A 20,339-nucleotide genomic window follows, 5' to 3' on the forward strand; every position below is an offset into this window, starting at 1 on the left:
TTTTATGCGATACTTAATCTGACCTTTAAGCGACCTTTTCTCCCAACTTAAAAATCGCAAATTCGCCCGGTGCCATTTGCTGCCAAGCCTCATCATTGGTTAAAGGCCGTGTCGCAACCACGGTCACCACATCGTTTGGGGTGGTCTCCTGCTGAAAATCCACCACCATATCGGCATCAATTAACGTTGCCTTACCAAATGGCGCGCGCCTTGTGATCCAATGCAGGTTATTGCTGCAATAAGCCAACACATACACACCATCGGTAAAGAGCATATTGAACACGCCTTTTTCACGTAGCGTATTAGCAAGCTTAGCGGCATAACGGAACACACTGAGCATATTTGTCGGACGCTCCGGATATTTTTGTCGAATCTTGTCTAATATCCAACAAAATGCCAATTCGCTATCGGTATTACCCACTGGGCGATACCATTTTGGCGCCAAATCCTGATAGTTTGATAATTGGCCGTTATGTGCATAGGTTATTTCCCTGCCCCACAACTCACGGGTAAATGGGTGGGTATTTTCCAAACACACTCGCCCACGGTTGCCTTGGCGGATATGGCTAATCACAGACACGCTTTTTATTGGATAGGCTTTAACCAGTTTGGCAATTTCTGATTGGCAGCTCGGCTCTGGATCTTTAAACGTCCGACAACCTTTGCCTTCATAAAAAGTGATACCCCAACCATCACGATGCGGGCCTGTATTACCACCGCGCTCAAGCAATCCTGAAAAACTAAAACAGATATCTGTCGGCACATTCGCAGACATCCCCAGCAATTCGCACATAAAAATTATTTTCCAATTAAATCAATGGGTTTTATTGTTCTTATGTTTAGCAGCCTTTCACTTGGTCACACTTTTGGTCACACATTCCAGATTGAGTTACAGCCAAGGATTGGATTTTTCAACATGAATTTGGATTATAAAGTATCCCCAAGGCTTGGTGAACAAAGATTGTCATTTCAAAAAAGTTTAAAACTGCTCGGTTGAGCACGCATTAACGATAAATTGCTCTAACTCATCTAAAGTTTGGATGATATGCAACGACTTACCTGCTGCCAAGATGGTTAATTTGGCGGTAAAATCTGCGTTCCAAAACTTCGGGCAAAGTTTTAAGGTGCGATAGCTTTGCAGTGTGCCTTGTAACACCGAGCAGCCTTCGGGCCAACCCGCTGGATGAACAAAAAGGCTTTTTAACAAACGTTTGGTCACTAACCAATAGCTCAGTAGATACGGCAAATCTAATTACCAAAAATGACAACAAACTTTGGCTATTTTGCTACAGTCTTTTCAGTTGCTCAGATAAAGAAAATTGAAATGTTAAAACAAAAAACGTTTAAAGCGGCACTGGTACTCTTTGCGTTAGCGATTGCTTGCCTTGGTGCTTATCAATTCAATGGCAGTTATGTCGATAATGAGGGTTTTTTACATGAAACGTTCGGGTTTATTCCTTTAGCATGGCTCAGTATGTTCGGTGCCGTATTGCTGGTTGCCGTGTCATATTGGCGGACCCGTAAAGCTACTTAAATTGCCAACGGCACTGGTGATGTGCCATCGCGTGTACAGGTGTCACTTTTGTAAAGCTCGCTTAAACGCAACGCCTGTTCATGGCTAATTAAAGGCTTGGCATTGTTTGGAATGGCAAGAGCGAGTTCAACTTTAGGTAAATTTGGCAGCGAGTTATCGTGAAGTGGTTCAAGATTTGGGCTCAGGCTAATATCTGCCATGGCGCCAATCGCTTTATTGGCATTGATGAGCGCCCGCTGCGCAGCAAGGCTACTACTAGTCGCCATCACTTTAAAAGCTCGACCTTGTTTAATTAAGCCCTCCACCACAGCTTGATTAAACTTGCAGTCCTGCTCAAATAAGGTGATCGGGAGGCAATTTGCATGGTGCAGTTGCGTACCCTTAGCCCCGACCCAAATACCATTGCCTGTTTGTAATAAAAACCCTTCTTCGGAAGCCGGCACCCGACTGACCACCGCGGCATCGAGATGCCCAGCGTCCAACATAATACGCAAGCGATAACTCGGCGCGCAAAACAATCTTAAGTCGACCTCGTCATAGAGCTGTTCAAGTGCATCACTCAAGCGCGGCAGCACACAATCGACATAATCATCTGGACACCCTAGCCGCACCTTCAAGACCGTTGACTGGCGCTTCACTTCATAAATCGTTTCATCATGCAAATTGACCAACTGCCTCGCATAACGCGCTAGCTGCTGACCTTCCGCGGTAAGCAATAAGTTGCGGCCATATTTTACAAACAAAGGCTTACCAAGCTCTTCTTCAAGCTTTTTCATCTGCATACTAATGGCAGCTTGGGTACGATGCGCTTGTTTAGCCGCGCGGGTAAAACTACCGGTTTCGACAAATGCTAACAAACTGCGTAACGCCTCAATATCCATAACAATCTCTAATAGGTGGTATAAAAATAATCCGTTAGTCGCAGACTGCCAAAAAACGTAAAGTGATGATAATAACTCAGACAAGGAAACCCAAGTGAAACTCTATATCGCCAATCAAAACTATTCCAGCTGGTCATTACGTGCCTGGTTAATCCTGCACAAAATGGCGCTTCCGTTCGAGGAAGTCAAGCTCAAGTTATTTACGGAGCACTTTTATAAAAGCTTGCAAGGGATCGCTGCAAATGCCAAAGTCCCCGCATTACAAGACGGCGATTTTACCCTGTGCGAATCATTGGCTATAGGTGAATACATTAATGAAGCTTATTGTAATGGCACCGCTTGGCCGACTGACACAAAACGTCGGGCGCAGGCAAGAGCTGTGAGTGCGGAAATGGTAAGCAGCTTCAGTGCGCTTCGCAACGCCATGCCAATGAACATCCGCGCGCGGCGTCTGGTTGACATTTCGGTTGCAGTTCAAAAAGACATTAAACGGATTGAGCAGATCTTCGCGCAATCCGCCCAATACCAACAGCAAGGTGGCTGGCTATTTGGCCCATGGAGTATTGCTGATGCGATGTTTGCACCTGTGGTACTGCGCTTTAAAACCTATGGTGTGGCGCTAATCCCCGCCGCGCAAAGATATTGTGAGCATGCCTTGCAATGTGAGTCTTTACAACTGTGGATAGCGCAAGCTTTGGAGGAAACCGACATCGTCCCAGAGGACGAAGCCGGCATCGACATTTACTAGACGTTTTCAAGTAGTAGCCAAATACTAAAGCTGGCAACGCTCATGCTGCCAGCTTATAACACCAGCGATTCCCCTTCATTGAGTACATAAACAGGTACATCAGACTTAAGTTTTTGTTTCATGTGTAATAAACGTAATAGCGCAGAATGCGAACTGATATCACCCATTTTCCAACTCACATTACCATACCCCCAAGGGATCATGACTTTACAACCTAGCTCTTGGGCTGCGACCAACGCATCTTCTGGCGTAGTATGAACATAACGATACCAGATGCTTTTCTCGGGGTGATGATATGATGCTATTGGCATCAAGCAGACGTCTATCTCACCATATTTAGCGCGGATCTCCTGAAAGTGAGCGGAATAACCTGTATCGCCTGCAAAGAAGAGCTTTTTGCCTTGGTGTTCAAACAACCAACCGCCCCACAAGGTTTTTTCATTGTCATCATAAATAAAAGGCACCCAAATTCGACCACTAAAATGGTTAGCTGGCACAAAATGGATCTTCATCTCGCCCAATTGCGAGCGACCATACCAAGCCATTTCACGAATGCGATAGCCACCGTCAGGGAAGTAATCCGCAAAGTTGAGCGGGGTGAAATATTGCGCTTGGGTGCCAATCGCGGCGATGTCGTCTTTATTAAAATGGTCATAGTGAATATGCGAATAAAACACCGCATCTGTCGCTTGTAGCTGCGACTCACTGAGCCAGCTCGGCTCGTTGCGGTAAAAACCGCCTGCCAATTTGAATGCCACATCCACAGGCCAATCGAATTGTTTGCTGACTGGGTCTAACAACCATTGCTGTTTATCTGGGGTTTCAATCATAAAGCTGGCATGACCAAACCATTGAATAGTAAATCCGGTCACAAGTTTAGGCCGTGGTTGCGCACCGACAAATTGGCAGTTTTCTCCCATTGCTTGGCATGCAACCGCTGGAGTTTCGGGATAGCAGTCCTCAGTACAATTTTCGGGATAAACTGCAACTCTTGGATGAAGATTACGAAACACCCCAGAATCACTATCGTTATTGCGGTAGGCCACAACAGTCGTGTCATCTTGAACGCGTTCAACATGGTTTGCCGCGCTGCATGCACAAAGAGAGGCGGCTGCGCCTAAAAGTAATGCGGGTTTCATAGCTAAATCCTGAGCAGTTATTGTTCTTTGCGCTTGAGTATAAAATTTAGGGTCACGGAAATAAATAACAGATTTTGCCGTTTGGTCATCAGAGGGAAGGAAGGATGCGGCTGCAGTGTGGGCAGACATTGCAAATGAATCAAGGGGAAACCTAACGAATCTTCCGCATCCTTACTGGTTAAAAATTAGCAGGTTCACTGCCCTACTATTACGCTAATCCTCTTCTTTTATGGTACTTTTCTAGCGTATTGCTGCAAAGATATTCGGTACAGCATGATGTTTTCGCAGCTTTTCCAAGTATTGAACATGATTAGCATAATTCAAACAGCAGCGCTGGTAATAATCACCCAGCTCAAGTAATGCTTGGTCAGCTTCAGGCGCAGTGGTCACTTGGCTTGGGAAGAGGCCCATACCACTGAGTAAACTGTACCAAGACATAGGTGAATAAAACTGTGCGATATTTTGCCGCGCAATTTCCTGCTGTAGATCTTTCCCTTCATACCAACTGGCTAACAACTGCTGTAAAGACGGCGAAACTTTTTCTAGCCCCGCTTGGTTGTCACGCCAATACTGAGTATCTTGCCGCGAAGTGGTTTTATAATGGGCCACGATATAATCTTTTATACCGTCAAACATGTCGCGAAGTCGGCTATTAACATAGTCTCGGTGGGCATCACTAAGCCCCCCGTCTAAGTAGGCCTTAGCAAAAATTGCGGCTGACTGTTGGATAACAAATAACCCTGTCGCTTCAAGTGGCTCGATAAACCCTTGAGACAAACCAATCGCCATACAATTGCGTAGCCACTGCTGCTCATAGCGTCCAACTTTCATAGTGAGCTTACGCACTTCACTTTCCGGCGATACCCCTAAATGCTGTCTAAATTCAATCGCAGCCTGCTCGTCACTAATGTGTGAAGAGCTATAAACATAGCCGTTACCAACTCTAGACGTGAGTGGAATGCGCCACACCCACCCCGCACTGAGCGCCGTTGAAGTAGTGCAAGTGTAAAACTGCTGCGTATCCACGTCAGTCGCCAACGTAATGGCTGTGTCATTGAATAGTACATCTTGATAGGACTGAAACTGCCCTCGCAAATGCTGGCCCAATAACAAAGAGCGGAAGCCGCTACAATCAATAAATAAGTCTGCACTCATGCGCTCGCCATTTTCCAGCACCAGCGCAGCGATGTCGCCATTAACTGCACTTTCTACCGCCGTAATGCGACCATAACGGTGCACTACGCCAAAGAGCGGTGCCTTTTGTTGTAAAAAGTGAGCCACTTTATTAGCATCAAAATGATAGCCATAGCTGTGTAGAAAGGGAAAATGCGGTTCAGGTTTAGGCGCTAATTGCTTGTCACTTAAATAGCTGGCGAGGAAAAAATCATCCGGATGGCAGCCCCATTGCGCGCCTTTTAATCTTGCCTGACAGCGCTGATAAAACAACGCCTCGCCACGGCGGTCTAGTTCGTTGGGAAAAGCATGAAAATAACTAGGATGAGTGGCTAGCCCAGACCAACTTTCAAAACGGATCCCCGCCTTGAATGTGGCATCACAAGCGAGCATCCACTCTGCTTCTGGTATTTCTAACCAATCAAAAAAACGTTTAAGCGCCGGTGTCGAGCCCTCGCCTACGCCATTTCGCGGGATCTCTTGAGCCTCTAACAAAGTGATGGCTATTGCCTTTCCCTGCCATTGTTTGGCACAGATAAGCGCAGTCATCCAACCTGCTGTACCACCACCGACCACGACAACTTGCTGCGGTTTATGCTGTTGCATAGCACTTCCTAAAATGAAATAAGCGGCGTGGGTTACACACCGCTTTTTGCCTTATCAATACTTAGGTTAGATTACCAGCGACCACGCACACCTAGCGTCACGCGGCGCTCATAGATGTTTTGCGAAATACGGTTATCTTTCCATTGCGCATAGTTACTTTCATATTCTTCAGTGAGGTTACTACCCGACATAAACACGGTAAAGTTCTCATGGAAGTCATAACTGGCTGAAACATCGATGTAGGTCGTAGGCTCAGTCCAAATCGCAGTATCCCCCATACCACTTGGTACGGATAATTCGGCTAAACGCTTAGAACGATAATTCGCCGCAAGACGGAACTGAAAACCATCCTTTTCATACCACAGGACCGCGTTGCCCGAATGCTTAGAATTATCTTGCAGCGGCAGAGCTTCACCATAGAAATCTTCACGGCCACTCTCACTATCAGAGTAAGTGTAGTTTAAGCCAACACCTAAACCACTCCAAACGCCTGGTAAAAAGTCCAATGCTTGTTGATAAGCGAACTCTGCGCCACTCATAGTGCCGCCTTGACCATTGGTTAAACCACTGACCGTAACCTCACGACGCACAACACCGTCAGCATCTGGCATATCCATCTTCCAGGTGCTTGATTCAATAAATGATTCAAGCTGAATGTTGAACACGGCTAAACTCAATAAAGCACTTGGTGAGAAGTACCACTCAACCCCCATGTCGGTATTAGTTGCACGCCACGGCTCAAGGTTTGGATTACCTTCCATGGTGGCATCAGTTGCAATGAGCAAATCTGGCGAAATTCCCTCACGAGCGGCCAATTCGTCACCCGCACGTGCGCGGCTAATTTTCAGACCACCAGCGATTGAACCCAAGTCTAGACGGGTCATGGTTTTACCCCATGCAGCACGGAATACGATATCTTCTGTTAAATTAAACGCCAAGTTTGCGCTTGGTAAGAAATCACTGAATGATTTATCCGTCACGACGTCACCCGCATCCATTGCAACTGCACCAGGACAGTTCACACAAATGCTATCGCCAATCACGTTTTGAATAATTTCTAAATCGGTTTTAATATATTGGAAACCAATATTCGCAGTGTAATTATCATTAGATAAATCAGCACGCCAGTATACAGATTTGGTTTGCTCATTTACTTTATATGAGCTACCTGGCACGCTACCGCGCTTGTTACCCGGATAGAAACGGTCTTGGAAGGCAAATGGGTCATCTAGTTGCGCAGGATCAATAAAGTAGAAGCTGCCGATATTCACTGGGCCAAAATCATCTACTTTTTGGATCCAACCCTCAGGCATACCGCTAAAGGTAATAAGGTTATCGTAGCCCATAGTCAGATCACCTGCGCTTGCGCTTGGCACGCCACCACTGCCATCGGTATCAAATGCTGCCAAACCTTGGTCTTTCCACATCACCCAAACTGTTTCATCACCAACTGGGTTCTGCAGCGGGGCTAACAATACATATTGGTCACGCGATACCTCTCGCTCACCAAAGCGCGCCCCAAACGACATTTTGCGTAAATGATCAGTGTCAAACTCATATTCACCATCTAAGCGGAGTACATCAAGGTTAGCTTCTTCATCAAAATTGTTTTCTGAGTAAGTAGAAGTCACCGAATAACGGTCAATATTTGAGCCAAATACTTCGCCATTGATACTCGCAGGCGTTAACATAATCGGGTGGTCACCTTTAAAGTTCAAACGCACTGGAATAGTGCCCGGACCGTAACCATTCGGGTTTGCTGCGATTGGGCCATTACCTTCATTACGACGTAAGCCATGGGCAAGACCTGAAGTCAGGTAACCTTGCGCCACGTTTTCGGTATGTGAACGCTCTGCATCTGCGGTAATATAACGTACCTTACCTGATAAAGGACCGTCACCCTTATAGCTAAACTCGAAGTTATAGTTTGTCGATTCTCGGTCATTGGTATGACTTTCTGAATGCGCAACGATACGCGGTGCATTAAGGATAATGTCCTGTGCAGTATAAAGATTATGGCCTGAACTTAATTGGCCTCGGTCAATTGGGTCGAGTTGATCTTGCCATGCCCAGTGACCACCCCACGCGTTATCAGCCATAAGGCCACGTTGACGGTCTGCATCATCCATTTTAGTGAAAAATACATCACCACTGAACTGAATTTCATCGGTTAACTGTGCTTGAATACTTAAGCTCGCCCCGGTACGCTCACGCTCAGTGAAACGGTTTACCATACCATAACTAACATATGAAAACTCAGCGTCGTTAGTATCGCCGTCACCGTTCATATCCACATCAGGACAGTACCAGCAACTGCCTGATTCCGCAGGTGCAGCACCCCAACCGTGGTTAGTCGAGCCCAAGCGATAGTTTGCCAAATTGACTTCATCGCGACTCAACGTCACTAATGCCGCAAAACGACCACTGTTATAACCCGCAAAAACCATGGCTTTTGGATCCGTTTCCTTGGAGTAAGAGCCGCGCGAAGCCTCAATTGAAGCTGCACCAGTAAAGCCCTCTTCTAGACTGAAAGGTTTGCGAGTTTGCAAGTCAACCGTACCAGAAATACCTCCAGCCAGAGTATCTGCCGAAGTCGATTTCATGACGTCCATCGCGCCAACTAAGCTGGATGGAATATCAGTAAAATCTGGTTGTACTGTGGTTAAAGAACCTGCGCTTAAAAACTGTTCACCATTTAAAAGCGTGGTTACTTGTGGCATACCACGAACGTTAATAGTCGCGCCTTCACCTGAGCTACGGCGGATTTGAATACCAGGAACACGTTGCAACGAGTCAGCAATCGTCACATCCGGCAACTTACCTATATCATCCGCAGTAATAGAATCAACTACACCATCAGCGAAACGCTTGGTATTCAAACTCTTTTCCGTTGACGCACGAATACCACGCACTTCAATTACTTCAACTTGCTCGTCGGTTGCCGCAGGCGCATCTGCTGCTTGAACTGCAGATGCACTTAATATGATACCCACATTGAGGGCAATGACGCTCTTTTTAAAATTGTTAGCTAACACAGGATTCCCCTTGAATCTTTTGTTGAGTGCAATTTCTCTTGCTTTGTCACTGACTGTTACTAATGTAACCATCCTTAGCGACAGCCTTGTCTGCATAAGTTATTCACACAGCAAGGAATTTGTTATTAGTTTCAACTATATATTTGGTGTCGAATGGTGAGTTGAAACGTCGTTGATTAAAATATCAACATGGTTATTTGAGCAGGAAGTGGGACAAGATGTTTGCTTTTTCACACATTTATTGATACTAAACTATCGCTGTGATAGCGCTGTCATTTAAATCTTGAGAACAATAGGATACAAATGTGATAAATTAACCTAGTTTGTTAACTTGCCTGTGTGTAATTAACTAAAACTTGCTTGAGTAGGTTTTTTAAACCTAAAACAGGGATCAAGGAGCGGCTATGCGTGCAATGTGTGAAAAAATAATCCCGTCACTAGGGTGTTCTTGGCGATATGGTTTATATGAATTGGAGCATATCCCATTTAACTGGCATTATCACCCAGAATACGAAATTTGTCTTACTTTGAACAGTAAAGGAGTATGTCATATTGGCGATTACATCGCGCCATTTGATGATTATGATTTGGTTATTTTAGGCCCAAACCTTCCACATACTTGGCAATCCAAAGGCAATCCTGACGGCAGCAAGCAGCGTGTTCATGTCGCGCAAATCCCGGTACCATGGCTAGAACAGATGATAAGCCAAAACATTGAATTACAACATTTACGCGAGTTTTTACAAAGAGCTAATTGTGGGCTCAAATTCAGTCAATCAGTCGCATATCAAGCCGAACAGCTATTCCAAAAAATTGCTGCAGCCACGCCTATCGGGCGCTATATTCATCTGCTGGAATTACTTTCATTAATGCAACAAGATAATCCGCAGCCTTTATCTAGCCTAGAGTTTAGTTTTGCCAAACAACTCGACCCAGCTAAAGATAAGTTCGATAAGGTGATTCATTACATCTACAACCATTATACCGATGAGTTATGCGCTGAGCAGTTAGCTACTTTAGCGCACATGAGCACCAACCACTTTCATCGCTTTTTTAAACGTCGAATGGAATGCACCGTGACTGAATTTATCAATCAGCTACGCATCGCCAAGGCTTGTAAATTGTTGATTAATACTACGGCGCCAATCACCTACATTAGCGACCAGTGTGGATTTAACAATATCTCAAACTTTAATCGCCGTTTTCTTGCATTCAAGCACTGCACACCGAGTCAATTTCGTTCCCGCGTGCATCAAAAGGCGCTTATTTAGCCAATAGACTTGAAGTGAGGTAAACACTGCTACAAAAAAGTGATTAAATCGCAAAGTCGACGAAAATAGCATTAGAGATTTTGTAAATACCCAACTATAGTTGGACTTACACTTTTGGCTCAGATCTGGCATTATCCTAGTGCATTGGGTACAAAAGTCATTGTGCTTGTGACAAGAATTTAGATACAAAAATAACAACAGATATTTGTGCAGGGAGTAAAACCATGTCGTTAGAAATTAATTTAGAACTCACTGATGCTGACTTAGCACACTTTCGTCAACTTATGGACGCCGCAATTGCCAAATGCGAGCGTTTAAGCGATGACGAAATTATTACTCGTGCTCGAGCATTAGTCAGCAAAATGGAAAATGCTACGCTGCCAGAGTTTGTACAATGTCGTTTGCTGTCGTTAAATGCGTTAATTGACGCAGTTCAAGATGATGAATGGCAAATGCCTGAAGACGAAAAGAAAGAAATCATGACCTCGTTGGCTTATTTCAGTGAGCCAGAGGACATTGTGCCAGATAACGTACCTGTACTGGGCTATCTTGATGACGCTATCATGATTGAACTCGTGCTGCAAAACCTCTCTTTAGATTTAAAAGCTTACCGTGAATTCTGCGGCTTCCGTGCCACTGAAGAATCGCGTCGCGGTGAAGCTGCCAGTGTTAACCGTGAAAGTTGGCTTGCTGGCACCCGCGCGCAAATTCGTGCTTCAATGCGCCGTAGTCGTGGCTCTCACAAACGCGTGAGCTTCTTAAGCCGTATTATGTAATCTCCTGTTTAGCAGGGCCAGTATTCGCTGGCCCTGTCCTCAATCGCCACGGCAAAACGTGGTAATTCAAGCCACTTGCACTAAACTTAAATAATCTTATTTTTCGCCTTCAACTTTGCTTTTTAACTTGAAAAGCGTATGGCTTCTCGTTAGTCTTAGCAAGGTGGTCAGACCTCTTAAAAGGAAGAACGAAATGACACTCTTATTCATCGTTGCATTGATAGCCCTGCTCTCAGTAGCCAGCTATCACCGCGCCAGTTGGAATACCTGTGTTGGTATTGCAGCTGTCACTTTAGTCGTTGGCACATTTGCTGGCGCATTCGGATTAATTGCTTGGGTATTGTTCCTCGCAGTTGTATTACCTTTATCTCTTACCAATATTCGCCAGCAATATATTGTTGCACCGCTGTTCAAAACCTTTAAAAAAATCACCCCAACTATGTCTGAAACCGAAAAGTCAGCCATAGATGCGGGAACAACTTGGTGGGAAGCGGACCTATTTTGTGGCAACCCAGACTGGAAAAAGCTCCATAACTATCCAAAACCACGATTAAGCCTTGAGGAGCAAGCTTTCCTTGATGGTCCGGTTGAAACCGTATGTGCTATGTTGGATGATTGGAAAGCCACCCACGAATTGACTGATCTTCCCCCTGAAGTTTGGCAATATTTGAAGGACAACAAGTTCTTCGCCATGATCATCAAAAAGCAATATGGTGGTCTTGAGTTTTCAGCTTTCGCGCAATCTTGCGTGCTGCAAAAACTTACCAGTAAATCTACACTATTGTCTTCTATCGTTGGCGTACCAAATTCGCTAGGTCCAGGCGAATTATTACAACACTACGGTACGACTGAACAAAAGAATTATTACTTACCTCGCCTTGCTAAAGGTGAAGAGATCCCTTGTTTTGCCCTAACATCACCTGAAGCTGGTTCAGACGCGTCGTCTATTCCTGACTTTGGCATTGTCTGTAAAGGTGAATGGGAAGGTAAAGAGACGTTAGGTATTCGCCTTACTTGGAACAAACGTTATATTACCTTGGCGCCAGTCGCTACCGTGTTAGGTTTAGCATTTAAACTACGCGACCCTGATGCGCTACTTGGTGACAAAGTTGAATTAGGTATTACCTGTGCGCTTATTCCAACCACAACACCGGGTGTGAAAATTGGTCGTCGTCACTTTCCACTCAACGTACCTTTCCAAAATGGCCCAACCCAAGGTAATGAAGTTTTCGTACCTATTGATTTTATTATCGGTGGTCCAAAAATGGCGGGCCAAGGCTGGCGTATGTTGGTTGAGTGCTTGTCGGTGGGCCGCGCTATCACACTACCTTCTAACTCAACTGGCGGTATTAAAACGTTGGCATTAGCCAGCGGTGCATACAGCCGTATTCGTCGCCAATTCCGTTTACCTATTGGTCAAATGGAAGGTATCGAAGAAGCCTTAGCAAAACTGGCAGGTTACGCTTATAGCAGCGATGCTGCAGTAAGCATGTCTACCGGCGCTGTTGACTTAGGCGAGAAACCATCTGTGGTTTCAGCAATTTTGAAATACCACCTCACCGAACAAATGCGTACTTCAACCATTCACGCTATGGATATTCACGGTGGTAAAGGGATCTGCCTTGGTCCAAATAACTATCTTGGCCGTGGTTACCAAGGTGCGCCAATCGCCATCACAGTTGAAGGTGCTAACATCCTAACTCGTAACATGATCATCTACGGTCAAGGTGCTATTCGCTGTCATCCATTTGTGCTTGCAGAGCTGAACGCATGTAATATTGCCGATAAACAAGAAGCATTAGACAGCTTTGACAAGTCATTGATGGGCCATATTGGCTTTACAATTTCAAACCTAGTACGAACAAAGTGGCTGGCACTGACTGGGGCTCGTTTTACCAAAGTGCCTTTTGATGACGAAACTGCAGTGTTTTACCGTAATGCGGCGCGTTACAGTGCCTCATTGGCGCTGATGTCAGATATTTGTATGGCCGTATTTGGTGGTTCGTTAAAGCGTAAAGAACGTATTTCAGCACGTCTTGGCGACTTACTGAGCTACTTGTATTTAGTGTCTGCAACGCTGAAACGTTATAACGATGAAGGTCGTCAAAAAGAAGATCTGCCGTTTGTTCAGTGGAGTTGTCAGGAGCATTTATACTTGTGTCAACGCGCCTTGGCTGATCTTATTAATAACATGCCTTCAGCAGCGCTTCGTGGTGCGTTGAAAGTATTGCTATTCCCATTCGGTCGCCCAGTGCGTAAGCCAACCGATGAACTAGAGCACAAACTCGCGCATTTGTTACAAGTGCCAAACAGCTCACGTGACCGTTTGGCATCATACATCTATTTAAAAGATGAGCCGCTGAGCTTAATTGGCAAACAAGAGCAAACCTTGAAGGATATCCTGGCCATCGAACCGCTGTTCGACAAAGTATGCCGCGCGAAAGGTGAGAAGCTGCCGTTTATGCAACTGGATAAAGTTGCAGCTATGGGCTTAGAGGCTGGCATTTTAACTGAAGCAGAAGCTGAGAAGTTAGCTGCAGTTGAAATCAAACGTTTAGCTGTGATCAATGTTGATGATTTTGATCCAAGTGAGCTGGTTGCAGGTCAAGCCGCACGCCCAGCGATTAAAGACGCTGATGCAGCTTAACTAAATAATTTGTGGAGTCTAAAGCCAGAGCCATGCTCTGGCTTTTTTATGCCCGTCATTACTTTATCGTATCAAGCTGCAACAAGGTCGCTCAACGCAAGTAGCTTATAATCAACAAACTTGCCCAACCAATTGCCAATCTGTGTAGTCATTATCAAACAAACCTTTGCAAGCTTGGTACTATCGATACAAATAACTACAACAGCCCTTCTTGTTTGAAGAGCACGAATATAACCAACCTCGCTGCAAGCAAAAGTAAGGTATCGCAAACAAAAAATAAAAGATCCAACTTCTGCAGAAGGTGGTTTTGCATTAGCCCCTCGAAGGGGCTCTATCGACTTCAGTGTTTTCCTGTCACTGTGTTATCCAAGATGAGCGCGACATAAAGTCGCACCGACAGAGCAAAAAAGTCTTTGTTGGGAGAGTTGACCTCTCGCTAATTCAATCCAAGGCCACAAACTTAAAGGCAAAGCCTAATTGATGATAACCACCTACTGAAGTAGGTGGTTTAGGGCAGAAAATAAAAAAGCCCGACCTGAGTCGGGCTAGAGAGTCGTTAGGAAGACTCAAATCGTGATTGGGTTAAACGCCCAAAAATTCCAAAATACCCTCTGCGGCATTACGACCTTCAAAAATAGCGGTAACCACTAAGTCTGAACCACGCACCGCGTCACCACCAGCAAAAATCTTGGGGTTGCTGGTTTGATGGGTAAATTCGCCCTGCTCTGGCGCAACAATGCCACCCCAATGATTTATTGCCACGTCGTATTGGGCGAGCCAAGACAGATCATGTGGTTGAAAACCAAATGCCATGATCACTACATCCGCTGGCATGATATGTTGCGAACCCGGCACTTCCTCGGCGCTACGGCGACCTTTTGCATCTGGCTGCCCCAACTGAGTACGAACCATTTCCACACCCGTAACATTGCCATTGCCATCAACAACCACGCCTTTTGGCTGCAAATTGAACTGAAAGTCGACACCTTCCTCTTTGGCGTTTTTCACTTCGCGCTGCGAACCCGGCATATTGGCTTCATCACGGCGATACGCGCAGGTCACCTCTGCTGCCCCTTGGCGGATAGAAGTACGCACACAGTCCATCGCTGTGTCACCACCACCAAGCACCACCACACGTTTATTGGCAACATTGATATAAGGCGCATTTGCCATATCATAGCCAAGTAAGTGATTGGTATTGCCAATTAAAAACGGTAGCGCATCATACACGCCATTGGCATTTTCATTGGCCAAACCGCCGCGCATACTTTTGTAGGTACCCACACCGACAAACACCGCATCATATTCCGCCAACAGCTCATCCATACTGACGTCTTTACCCACTTCGGTATTCAGATGAAACTCAACGCCCATGTCAGTGAATATTTCACGGCGTTTAGTCATAACCGACTTTTCCAGTTTAAAGGCTGGAATACCAAAGGTGAGCAAGCCCCCAATTTCTGGATTACGGTCAAATACCACTGGCTTTACGCCGTTGCGCACTAAAATGTCCGCACAGCCTAATCCCGCTGGGCCAGCGCCAATAATCGCAACCTTCTTATCTGTCCAAACTACATAGCTAAGATCTGGCTTCCAACCCGCAGCAAAAGCCGTATCGGTAATATACTTTTCAATATTACCGATTGTGACCGCACCAAACTCTTCATTGAGTGTACAAGAGCCCTCACACAATCTGTCTTGCGGGCAAACCCGTCCGCACACTTCCGGCAAGCTGTTGGTGCGGTGCGATAACTCCGCCGCTTCAAACAAGCGCCCAGTGCGCACCAATTTAAGCCACTGTGGAATATAGTTGTGAACTGGACATTTCCATTCACAATACGGGTTACCACAATCCAGACAACGGTCCGCTTGTGAGTTCACTTGATTGTCAGAAAATGGCTCATAGATCTCTACAAACGATTGCTTGCGAGTAGAAATCGGTTTCTTACGCGGATCTACGCGTTGCACATCGATAAACTGATAAACGTTTTCGCTCATACTGCCTCCTACTGTGCTTGAACGCGTAATTCTGCGCTGCTACGTGCGCGATGCCCAAGGAGACTTTTCACGTCGCTGGATTTGGGCTTTACTAATTTAAACATGGGCATATACAACTCAAAGTTAGCCAAGATCTGTTCTGCACGAGTAGAACCGGTTAGCTCCAAATGCTCAGCAATGAGACCACGTAAATGCTCTTGATGGCTTGGCAATTCCGCGACATCAAGAACTTCAACTAACTCACCATTAAAACGCTTGTGGAAGTCACTTTCCTCGTCCAAGACATAGGCAAAGCCGCCTGTCATCCCAGCGCCGAAGTTGACGCCGACTTGACCCAACACACACACCACACCGCCCGTCATATATTCGCAGCCGTTATCACCTAAACCTTCAATAACCGCCTGAACACCCGAGTTACGCACCGCAAAACGCTCGCCAGCTTTACCTGCGGCAAATAATTTACCGCCAGTAGCGCCATACAAACAGGTGTTACCAATAATGGTCGCTTGATGCGTCAAAAAGCTGGAACCCAATGGTGGACGAATAACTAAGCGCCCACCTGCCATACCTTTACCAACGTAGTCGTTGGCATCACCGACTAAGGTCATTTCCAAGCCACCCGCGTTCCACACTCCAAACGACTGCCCCGCTGTACCATGCAACTCGATACTAATCGGATCAGCAGCCATGCCTTGGTTACCGTGACGCGAGGCAATTTCACCCGAGATCATTGCGCCCACTGAGCGATCAGTATTGCGAATTCGCGAGAACAACTGCTGCCGTGTTTTGTTTTCAATCGCATCTGTCACTTTGGCCAGCAAACTTTCGTTTAACTCACCACGATAGTGAGAAGTGTTGGCTTTGGTGCAGTACAAAGCTTCCCCCGATGGGTTTTGCGGTTTTGCCAACAATCCAGAAAGGTCCAGTTTGCGGTGTTTCGCCGTTTTACCTTCAATCACAGTTAATAGCTCGGTACGACCGATTAAGTCGACCAAACGTGTCACGCCAAGACTTGCCATGATTTCGCGTGCTTCTTGTGCAATAAACTTAAAGTAGTTCATCGCCATCTCTGGTAAACCGTGATAGTGCTTCTGTCTGAGCGTATCGTCCTGAGTCGCAACACCAGTTGCACAGTTATTGAGGTGGCAAATACGTAAGTATTTACAACCCAGTGCAACCATAGGACCGGTACCAAAACCAAAGCTTTCTGCACCCAAAATAGCGGCTTTGATAATATCTAAACCGGTTTTTAAACCGCCGTCGGTTTGCAATCGAATACGGTGACGTAGGCCGTTTTCCACCAAAGCTTGCTGAGTTTCAGCAAGGCCAAGTTCCCACGGACTGCCTGCGTACTTCACTGAAGTCAAAGGACTGGCACCTGTGCCGCCGTCGTATCCCGCGATGGTGATAAGATCGGCATAAGCCTTGGCTACGCCGGTTGCGATAGTGCCAACCCCTGGCTCAGAAACCAGTTTCACTGAGATCATCGCTTGCGGATTAACCTGCTTAAGGTCAAAAATCAGCTGCGCTAAGTCTTCAATTGAGTAGATATCGTGATGCGGTGGTGGCGAAATCAAGGTTACGCCGGGTACCGAGTAACGTAGCTTAGCAATGTAAGGTGTCACTTTTTCGCCCGGTAACTGGCCACCTTCACCCGGTTTTGCACCTTGCGCCACTTTAATCTGGATCACATCTGCGCTGCGTAAATAATGCGGTGTCACACCAAAACGACCCGATGCAACTTGTTTAATACGCGAGTTTTTCTCTGTGCCAAAACGCACTTGATCTTCACCGCCCTCACCTGAGTTCGAGCAACCACCAAGGCGGTTCATGGCAATCGCCAACGCTTCGTGCGCTTCTGGGGACAAAGCGCCGATACTCATCGCCGCAGAGTCAAAGCGTTTGTAAAGCTCAGTTGCAGGTTCTACATCATCCAAACTGATTGGCGTGACATCTTCAGATAACGCCAATAAATCACGCAGTGTGGTAATTGGCCGCTTGTTGACCAATGCTGCGTACTTTTTATAGTCGTTATAATCACCTGAGCGCACTGCCACTTGCAGTGACTGCACTACATCCGGGTTATAGGCATGGTACTCACCACCATGGACATACTTAAGTAAACCACCATGGCTCAGTAACTTACGCTTACTATACGCTAACTTACGCAGTAGTTTTTGTTCAGCTTCAAAGTCACTAAAGTCAGCGCCTTTAATCCTGCTGGAAACCCCTTTAAAACATAGCTCAACCACTTCATCGGCAAGGCCAACAGCTTCAAATAGCATTGAACAACGATACGATGCGACGGTGCTGATGCCCATCTTACTCATGATCTTGTACAGACCTTTATTAATGGCATTGCGATACGCCATCGTGACGTCACGGTAGGATTTGTTGATGATTTTATCATCCGACATCGCCACTAGCGTCTCATAGGCAAGGTATGGGTAAATGGCCGTTGCGCCAAACCCAAGCAAAACCGCAAATTGGTGCGGGTCGCGTGCTGCACCTGTTTCAATAATGATATTAGCGTCACAACGCAAGTTTTTGTTCACCAAGCGTTGCTGCACCGCCCCCACAGCCATTGCAGCTGGAATAGGTAAAGTGTCGGCACTGATATGGCGGTCCGTCAATACCAGCAGTACACAGCCACTGCGGGCTTTTTCTTCTGCTTCATCACAGACTCGTAGCAGTGCTGCATGTAAACCTTCTTCATCACTGTAGTTCAGGTCAATTTTGCAATGTGCGTAATAAGCGCCATTGGCACTGAGCAACTGCTGCATATCTGAGTACATTAGAATGGGAGACTCAAACTGCAAACGCTTGGCATGGCCTGTGGTTTCATTAAACACATTCTGTTCACGACCAATACAAGTCGCCAGCGACATCACGTGGTTTTCCCGCAGAGGATCAATTGGCGGATTAGTGACCTGTGCAAACTGTTGACGGAAATAATCGAACAGTGAGCGAGTGCCTTCGGACAACACCGCAAATGGGGTATCGTCGCCCATCGATCCGGTGGCTTCTTGACCAATTTCACCCATCACACGGATCACTTGGTCTAGTTCTTCATTGCTAAAACCAAAGAGTTTTTGATAGGTCAATAAGGTCGCAGCGTCTAAATCGCGATTGCCAGCCTGAGAGTCATCAAGCTGCTCAAATGGCACCAAACGCTTAACGTTTTGCTCCAGCCACGCTTTGTAAGGATGGCGTGATTTTAAATCTTGGTCGATTTCGTCTGATTGCCAGATTTTGCCATGCAAAGTATCTATGACTAATAATTCGCCTGGACCTACGCGGCCTTTCTCAATCACTTCGTCAGGGGCATAATCCCAAATACCGACTTCAGAAGCCAAAGTAATAAAGCCGTCTTGGGTTATCACATAACGAGCTGGACGAAGGCCATTGCGGTCAAGGTTACAGGCAGCAAAACGACCATCCGACATGACGATACCAGCGGGTCCATCCCATGGTTCCATGTGCATTGAGTTAAAGTCGTAAAACGCTCTTAGGTCATCATCCATGGCACGGTTTTTCTGCCATGCTGGCGGCACAAGTAAGCGCATGGCACGGAATAAGTCCATACCACCCGCTAAAAACAGCTCTAGCATGTTATCTAAACTTGACGAGTCAGAACCTGTTTCGTTAACAAATGGCGCTGCTGTTTGTAAATCAGGAATAAGCGGTGAAGCGAATTTATAAGCACGCGCACGCGCCCACTGACGGTTGCCAGTAATGGTGTTGATTTCACCATTATGAGCTAGAAAGCGAAACGGCTGCGCAAGCGGCCAACGCGGTTGGGTATTGGTCGAGAAGCGTTGATGGAACACGCAAATCGCCGAGGTCATGCGCATATCCGCCAAGTCGCGATAGAAACGCGGCAAGTCGGCTGGCATCATCAAACCTTTGTAAACTGTGACAAGCCCTGACAAACTGCTGACGTAAAACTGTTTATCCTGCTCAAGGCGTTTTTCTATTCGGCGTCGTGCCACGTATAAACGACGTTCTAAATCTTTTGGTCGCCACCCTTCTGGCGCGCTAACAAACACTTGCTCAAATTTTGGCAACTGTTTCATGGCGATAGGACCAAGCATACTCGGATCGGTAGGCACATCGCGCCAACCAACCAAAGTCAGGGTTTCTTTTTCTAATTCTTCGTTGATCACTTCGCGAGAGGCATTCGCCAATATTGGGTCTGCGTTTAAAAACAACATCCCCACCGCGTAGTTTTTACCTAAACGCCAGTCATTCTCCTGCGCAATAGCGCGGAAGAAACTATCCGGTTTTTGCAAAAGCAAACCACAACCATCGCCGGTTTTCCCGTCTGCTGCAATACCACCGCGATGTTGCATGCGGTCTAAGCCCTGAATGGCGGTACGGATCAGCTTATGGCTGGCCTGCCCATTGATCTGAGCAATAAGCCCAAATCCACAATTATCTTTTTCTAGTGCTGAGTCGTATAACATAGACTCCTCCCCTTGCTACAACTGCCAGCTTGTTACACACGGACTTGGCGTCTTGGCACTGTCTT

13 protein-coding genes are annotated in these 20,339 nt (G+C 46.2%); 5 read left to right on the forward strand and 8 right to left on the reverse strand.

Annotated elements, in window-relative coordinates:
• Nucleotides 1-25: 25 nt before the first annotated feature.
• Together ACFOEE_RS07225 and ACFOEE_RS07230 are read right to left on the reverse strand one after the other, a co-directional pair.
• A complete protein-coding gene (locus ACFOEE_RS07225) occupies nt 26-793 on the reverse strand; it encodes a class II glutamine amidotransferase (RefSeq protein WP_377122629.1) in 768 nt (255 codons plus the stop codon).
• 186 nt (nt 794-979) lie between these two features.
• The gene (locus ACFOEE_RS07230) at nt 980-1,246 is read right to left on the reverse strand and encodes a hypothetical protein (RefSeq protein ID WP_377122632.1); all 267 of its coding nucleotides are present in this window, start codon (nt 1,244-1,246) and stop codon (nt 980-982) included.
• A 78-nt stretch (nt 1,247-1,324) separates the two neighbouring features.
• Between ACFOEE_RS07230 and ACFOEE_RS07235 the strand changes: the two genes are divergently transcribed.
• Entirely contained in the window at nt 1,325-1,534 is a 210-nt protein-coding gene (locus ACFOEE_RS07235) for a DUF3955 domain-containing protein (protein ID WP_377122635.1), read from the forward strand.
• On the opposite strand, the gene ACFOEE_RS07240 is transcribed toward ACFOEE_RS07235, so the two are convergent.
• Nucleotides 1,531-2,415 carry a LysR family transcriptional regulator gene (locus tag ACFOEE_RS07240; protein ID WP_377122638.1) on the reverse strand — a complete coding sequence of 295 codons (885 nt, stop codon included), beginning with the start codon at nt 2,413-2,415 and terminating at the stop codon, nt 1,531-1,533. The two genes, ACFOEE_RS07235 and ACFOEE_RS07240, sit on opposite strands and share 4 nt — an antisense overlap.
• 94 nt (nt 2,416-2,509) lie before the next feature.
• Between ACFOEE_RS07240 and ACFOEE_RS07245 the strand changes: the two genes are divergently transcribed.
• The gene (locus ACFOEE_RS07245; RefSeq protein WP_377122641.1) at nt 2,510-3,163 is read left to right on the forward strand and encodes a glutathione S-transferase; all 654 of its coding nucleotides are present in this window, start codon (nt 2,510-2,512) and stop codon (nt 3,161-3,163) included.
• Nucleotides 3,164-3,216: 53 nt separating this feature from the next.
• On the opposite strand, the gene ACFOEE_RS07250 is transcribed toward ACFOEE_RS07245, so the two are convergent.
• The 3 genes from ACFOEE_RS07250 to ACFOEE_RS07260 form a co-directional block, all read right to left on the reverse strand.
• Nucleotides 3,217-4,302: an MBL fold metallo-hydrolase gene (locus ACFOEE_RS07250; RefSeq protein WP_377122644.1), complete on the reverse strand. Its 1,086-nt coding sequence runs from the start codon at nt 4,300-4,302 to the stop codon at nt 3,217-3,219.
• 240 nt (nt 4,303-4,542) lie between these two features.
• Nucleotides 4,543-6,081, reverse strand: a complete 1,539-nt coding sequence (locus ACFOEE_RS07255; RefSeq protein WP_377122647.1) for a tryptophan halogenase family protein — start codon at nt 6,079-6,081, stop codon at nt 4,543-4,545.
• A gap of 71 nt (nt 6,082-6,152) precedes the next feature.
• Complete coding sequence (locus ACFOEE_RS07260) at nt 6,153-9,116, reverse strand: TonB-dependent receptor (protein WP_377122650.1); 2,964 nt, start codon at nt 9,114-9,116, stop codon at nt 6,153-6,155.
• Nucleotides 9,117-9,520: 404 nt separating this feature from the next.
• Between ACFOEE_RS07260 and ACFOEE_RS07265 the strand changes: the two genes are divergently transcribed.
• The 3 genes from ACFOEE_RS07265 (at nt 9,521) to fadE (ending at nt 13,810) form a co-directional block, all read left to right on the forward strand.
• Nucleotides 9,521-10,387 carry a helix-turn-helix domain-containing protein gene (locus tag ACFOEE_RS07265; RefSeq protein ID WP_377122653.1) on the forward strand — a complete coding sequence of 289 codons (867 nt, stop codon included), beginning with the start codon at nt 9,521-9,523 and terminating at the stop codon, nt 10,385-10,387.
• Between the two features lie 224 nt (nt 10,388-10,611).
• A complete protein-coding gene (locus tag ACFOEE_RS07270; protein ID WP_377122656.1) occupies nt 10,612-11,163 on the forward strand; it encodes a YkvA family protein in 552 nt (183 codons plus the stop codon).
• A gap of 193 nt (nt 11,164-11,356) precedes the next feature.
• Complete coding sequence (fadE, locus tag ACFOEE_RS07275) at nt 11,357-13,810, forward strand: acyl-CoA dehydrogenase FadE (RefSeq protein WP_377122659.1); 2,454 nt, start codon at nt 11,357-11,359, stop codon at nt 13,808-13,810.
• Between the two features lie 582 nt (nt 13,811-14,392).
• Here fadE and ACFOEE_RS07280 read toward each other — a convergent pair.
• Together ACFOEE_RS07280 and gltB are read right to left on the reverse strand one after the other, a co-directional pair.
• Nucleotides 14,393-15,808 carry an FAD-dependent oxidoreductase gene (locus ACFOEE_RS07280; RefSeq protein ID WP_377122662.1) on the reverse strand — a complete coding sequence of 472 codons (1,416 nt, stop codon included), beginning with the start codon at nt 15,806-15,808 and terminating at the stop codon, nt 14,393-14,395.
• A gap of 8 nt (nt 15,809-15,816) precedes the next feature.
• On the reverse strand, nt 15,817-20,274 hold the full coding sequence (gene gltB, locus ACFOEE_RS07285; RefSeq protein WP_377122665.1) for a glutamate synthase large subunit: 4,458 nt from the start codon (nt 20,272-20,274) through the stop codon (nt 15,817-15,819).
• Between the last annotated feature and the right edge of the window lie 65 nt (nt 20,275-20,339).

The sequence above is a fragment of the Pseudoalteromonas fenneropenaei genome (genome assembly GCF_042643375.1).
In the GTDB taxonomy this organism is placed as follows: Bacteria; Pseudomonadota; Gammaproteobacteria; order Enterobacterales; family Alteromonadaceae; genus Pseudoalteromonas; species Pseudoalteromonas fenneropenaei.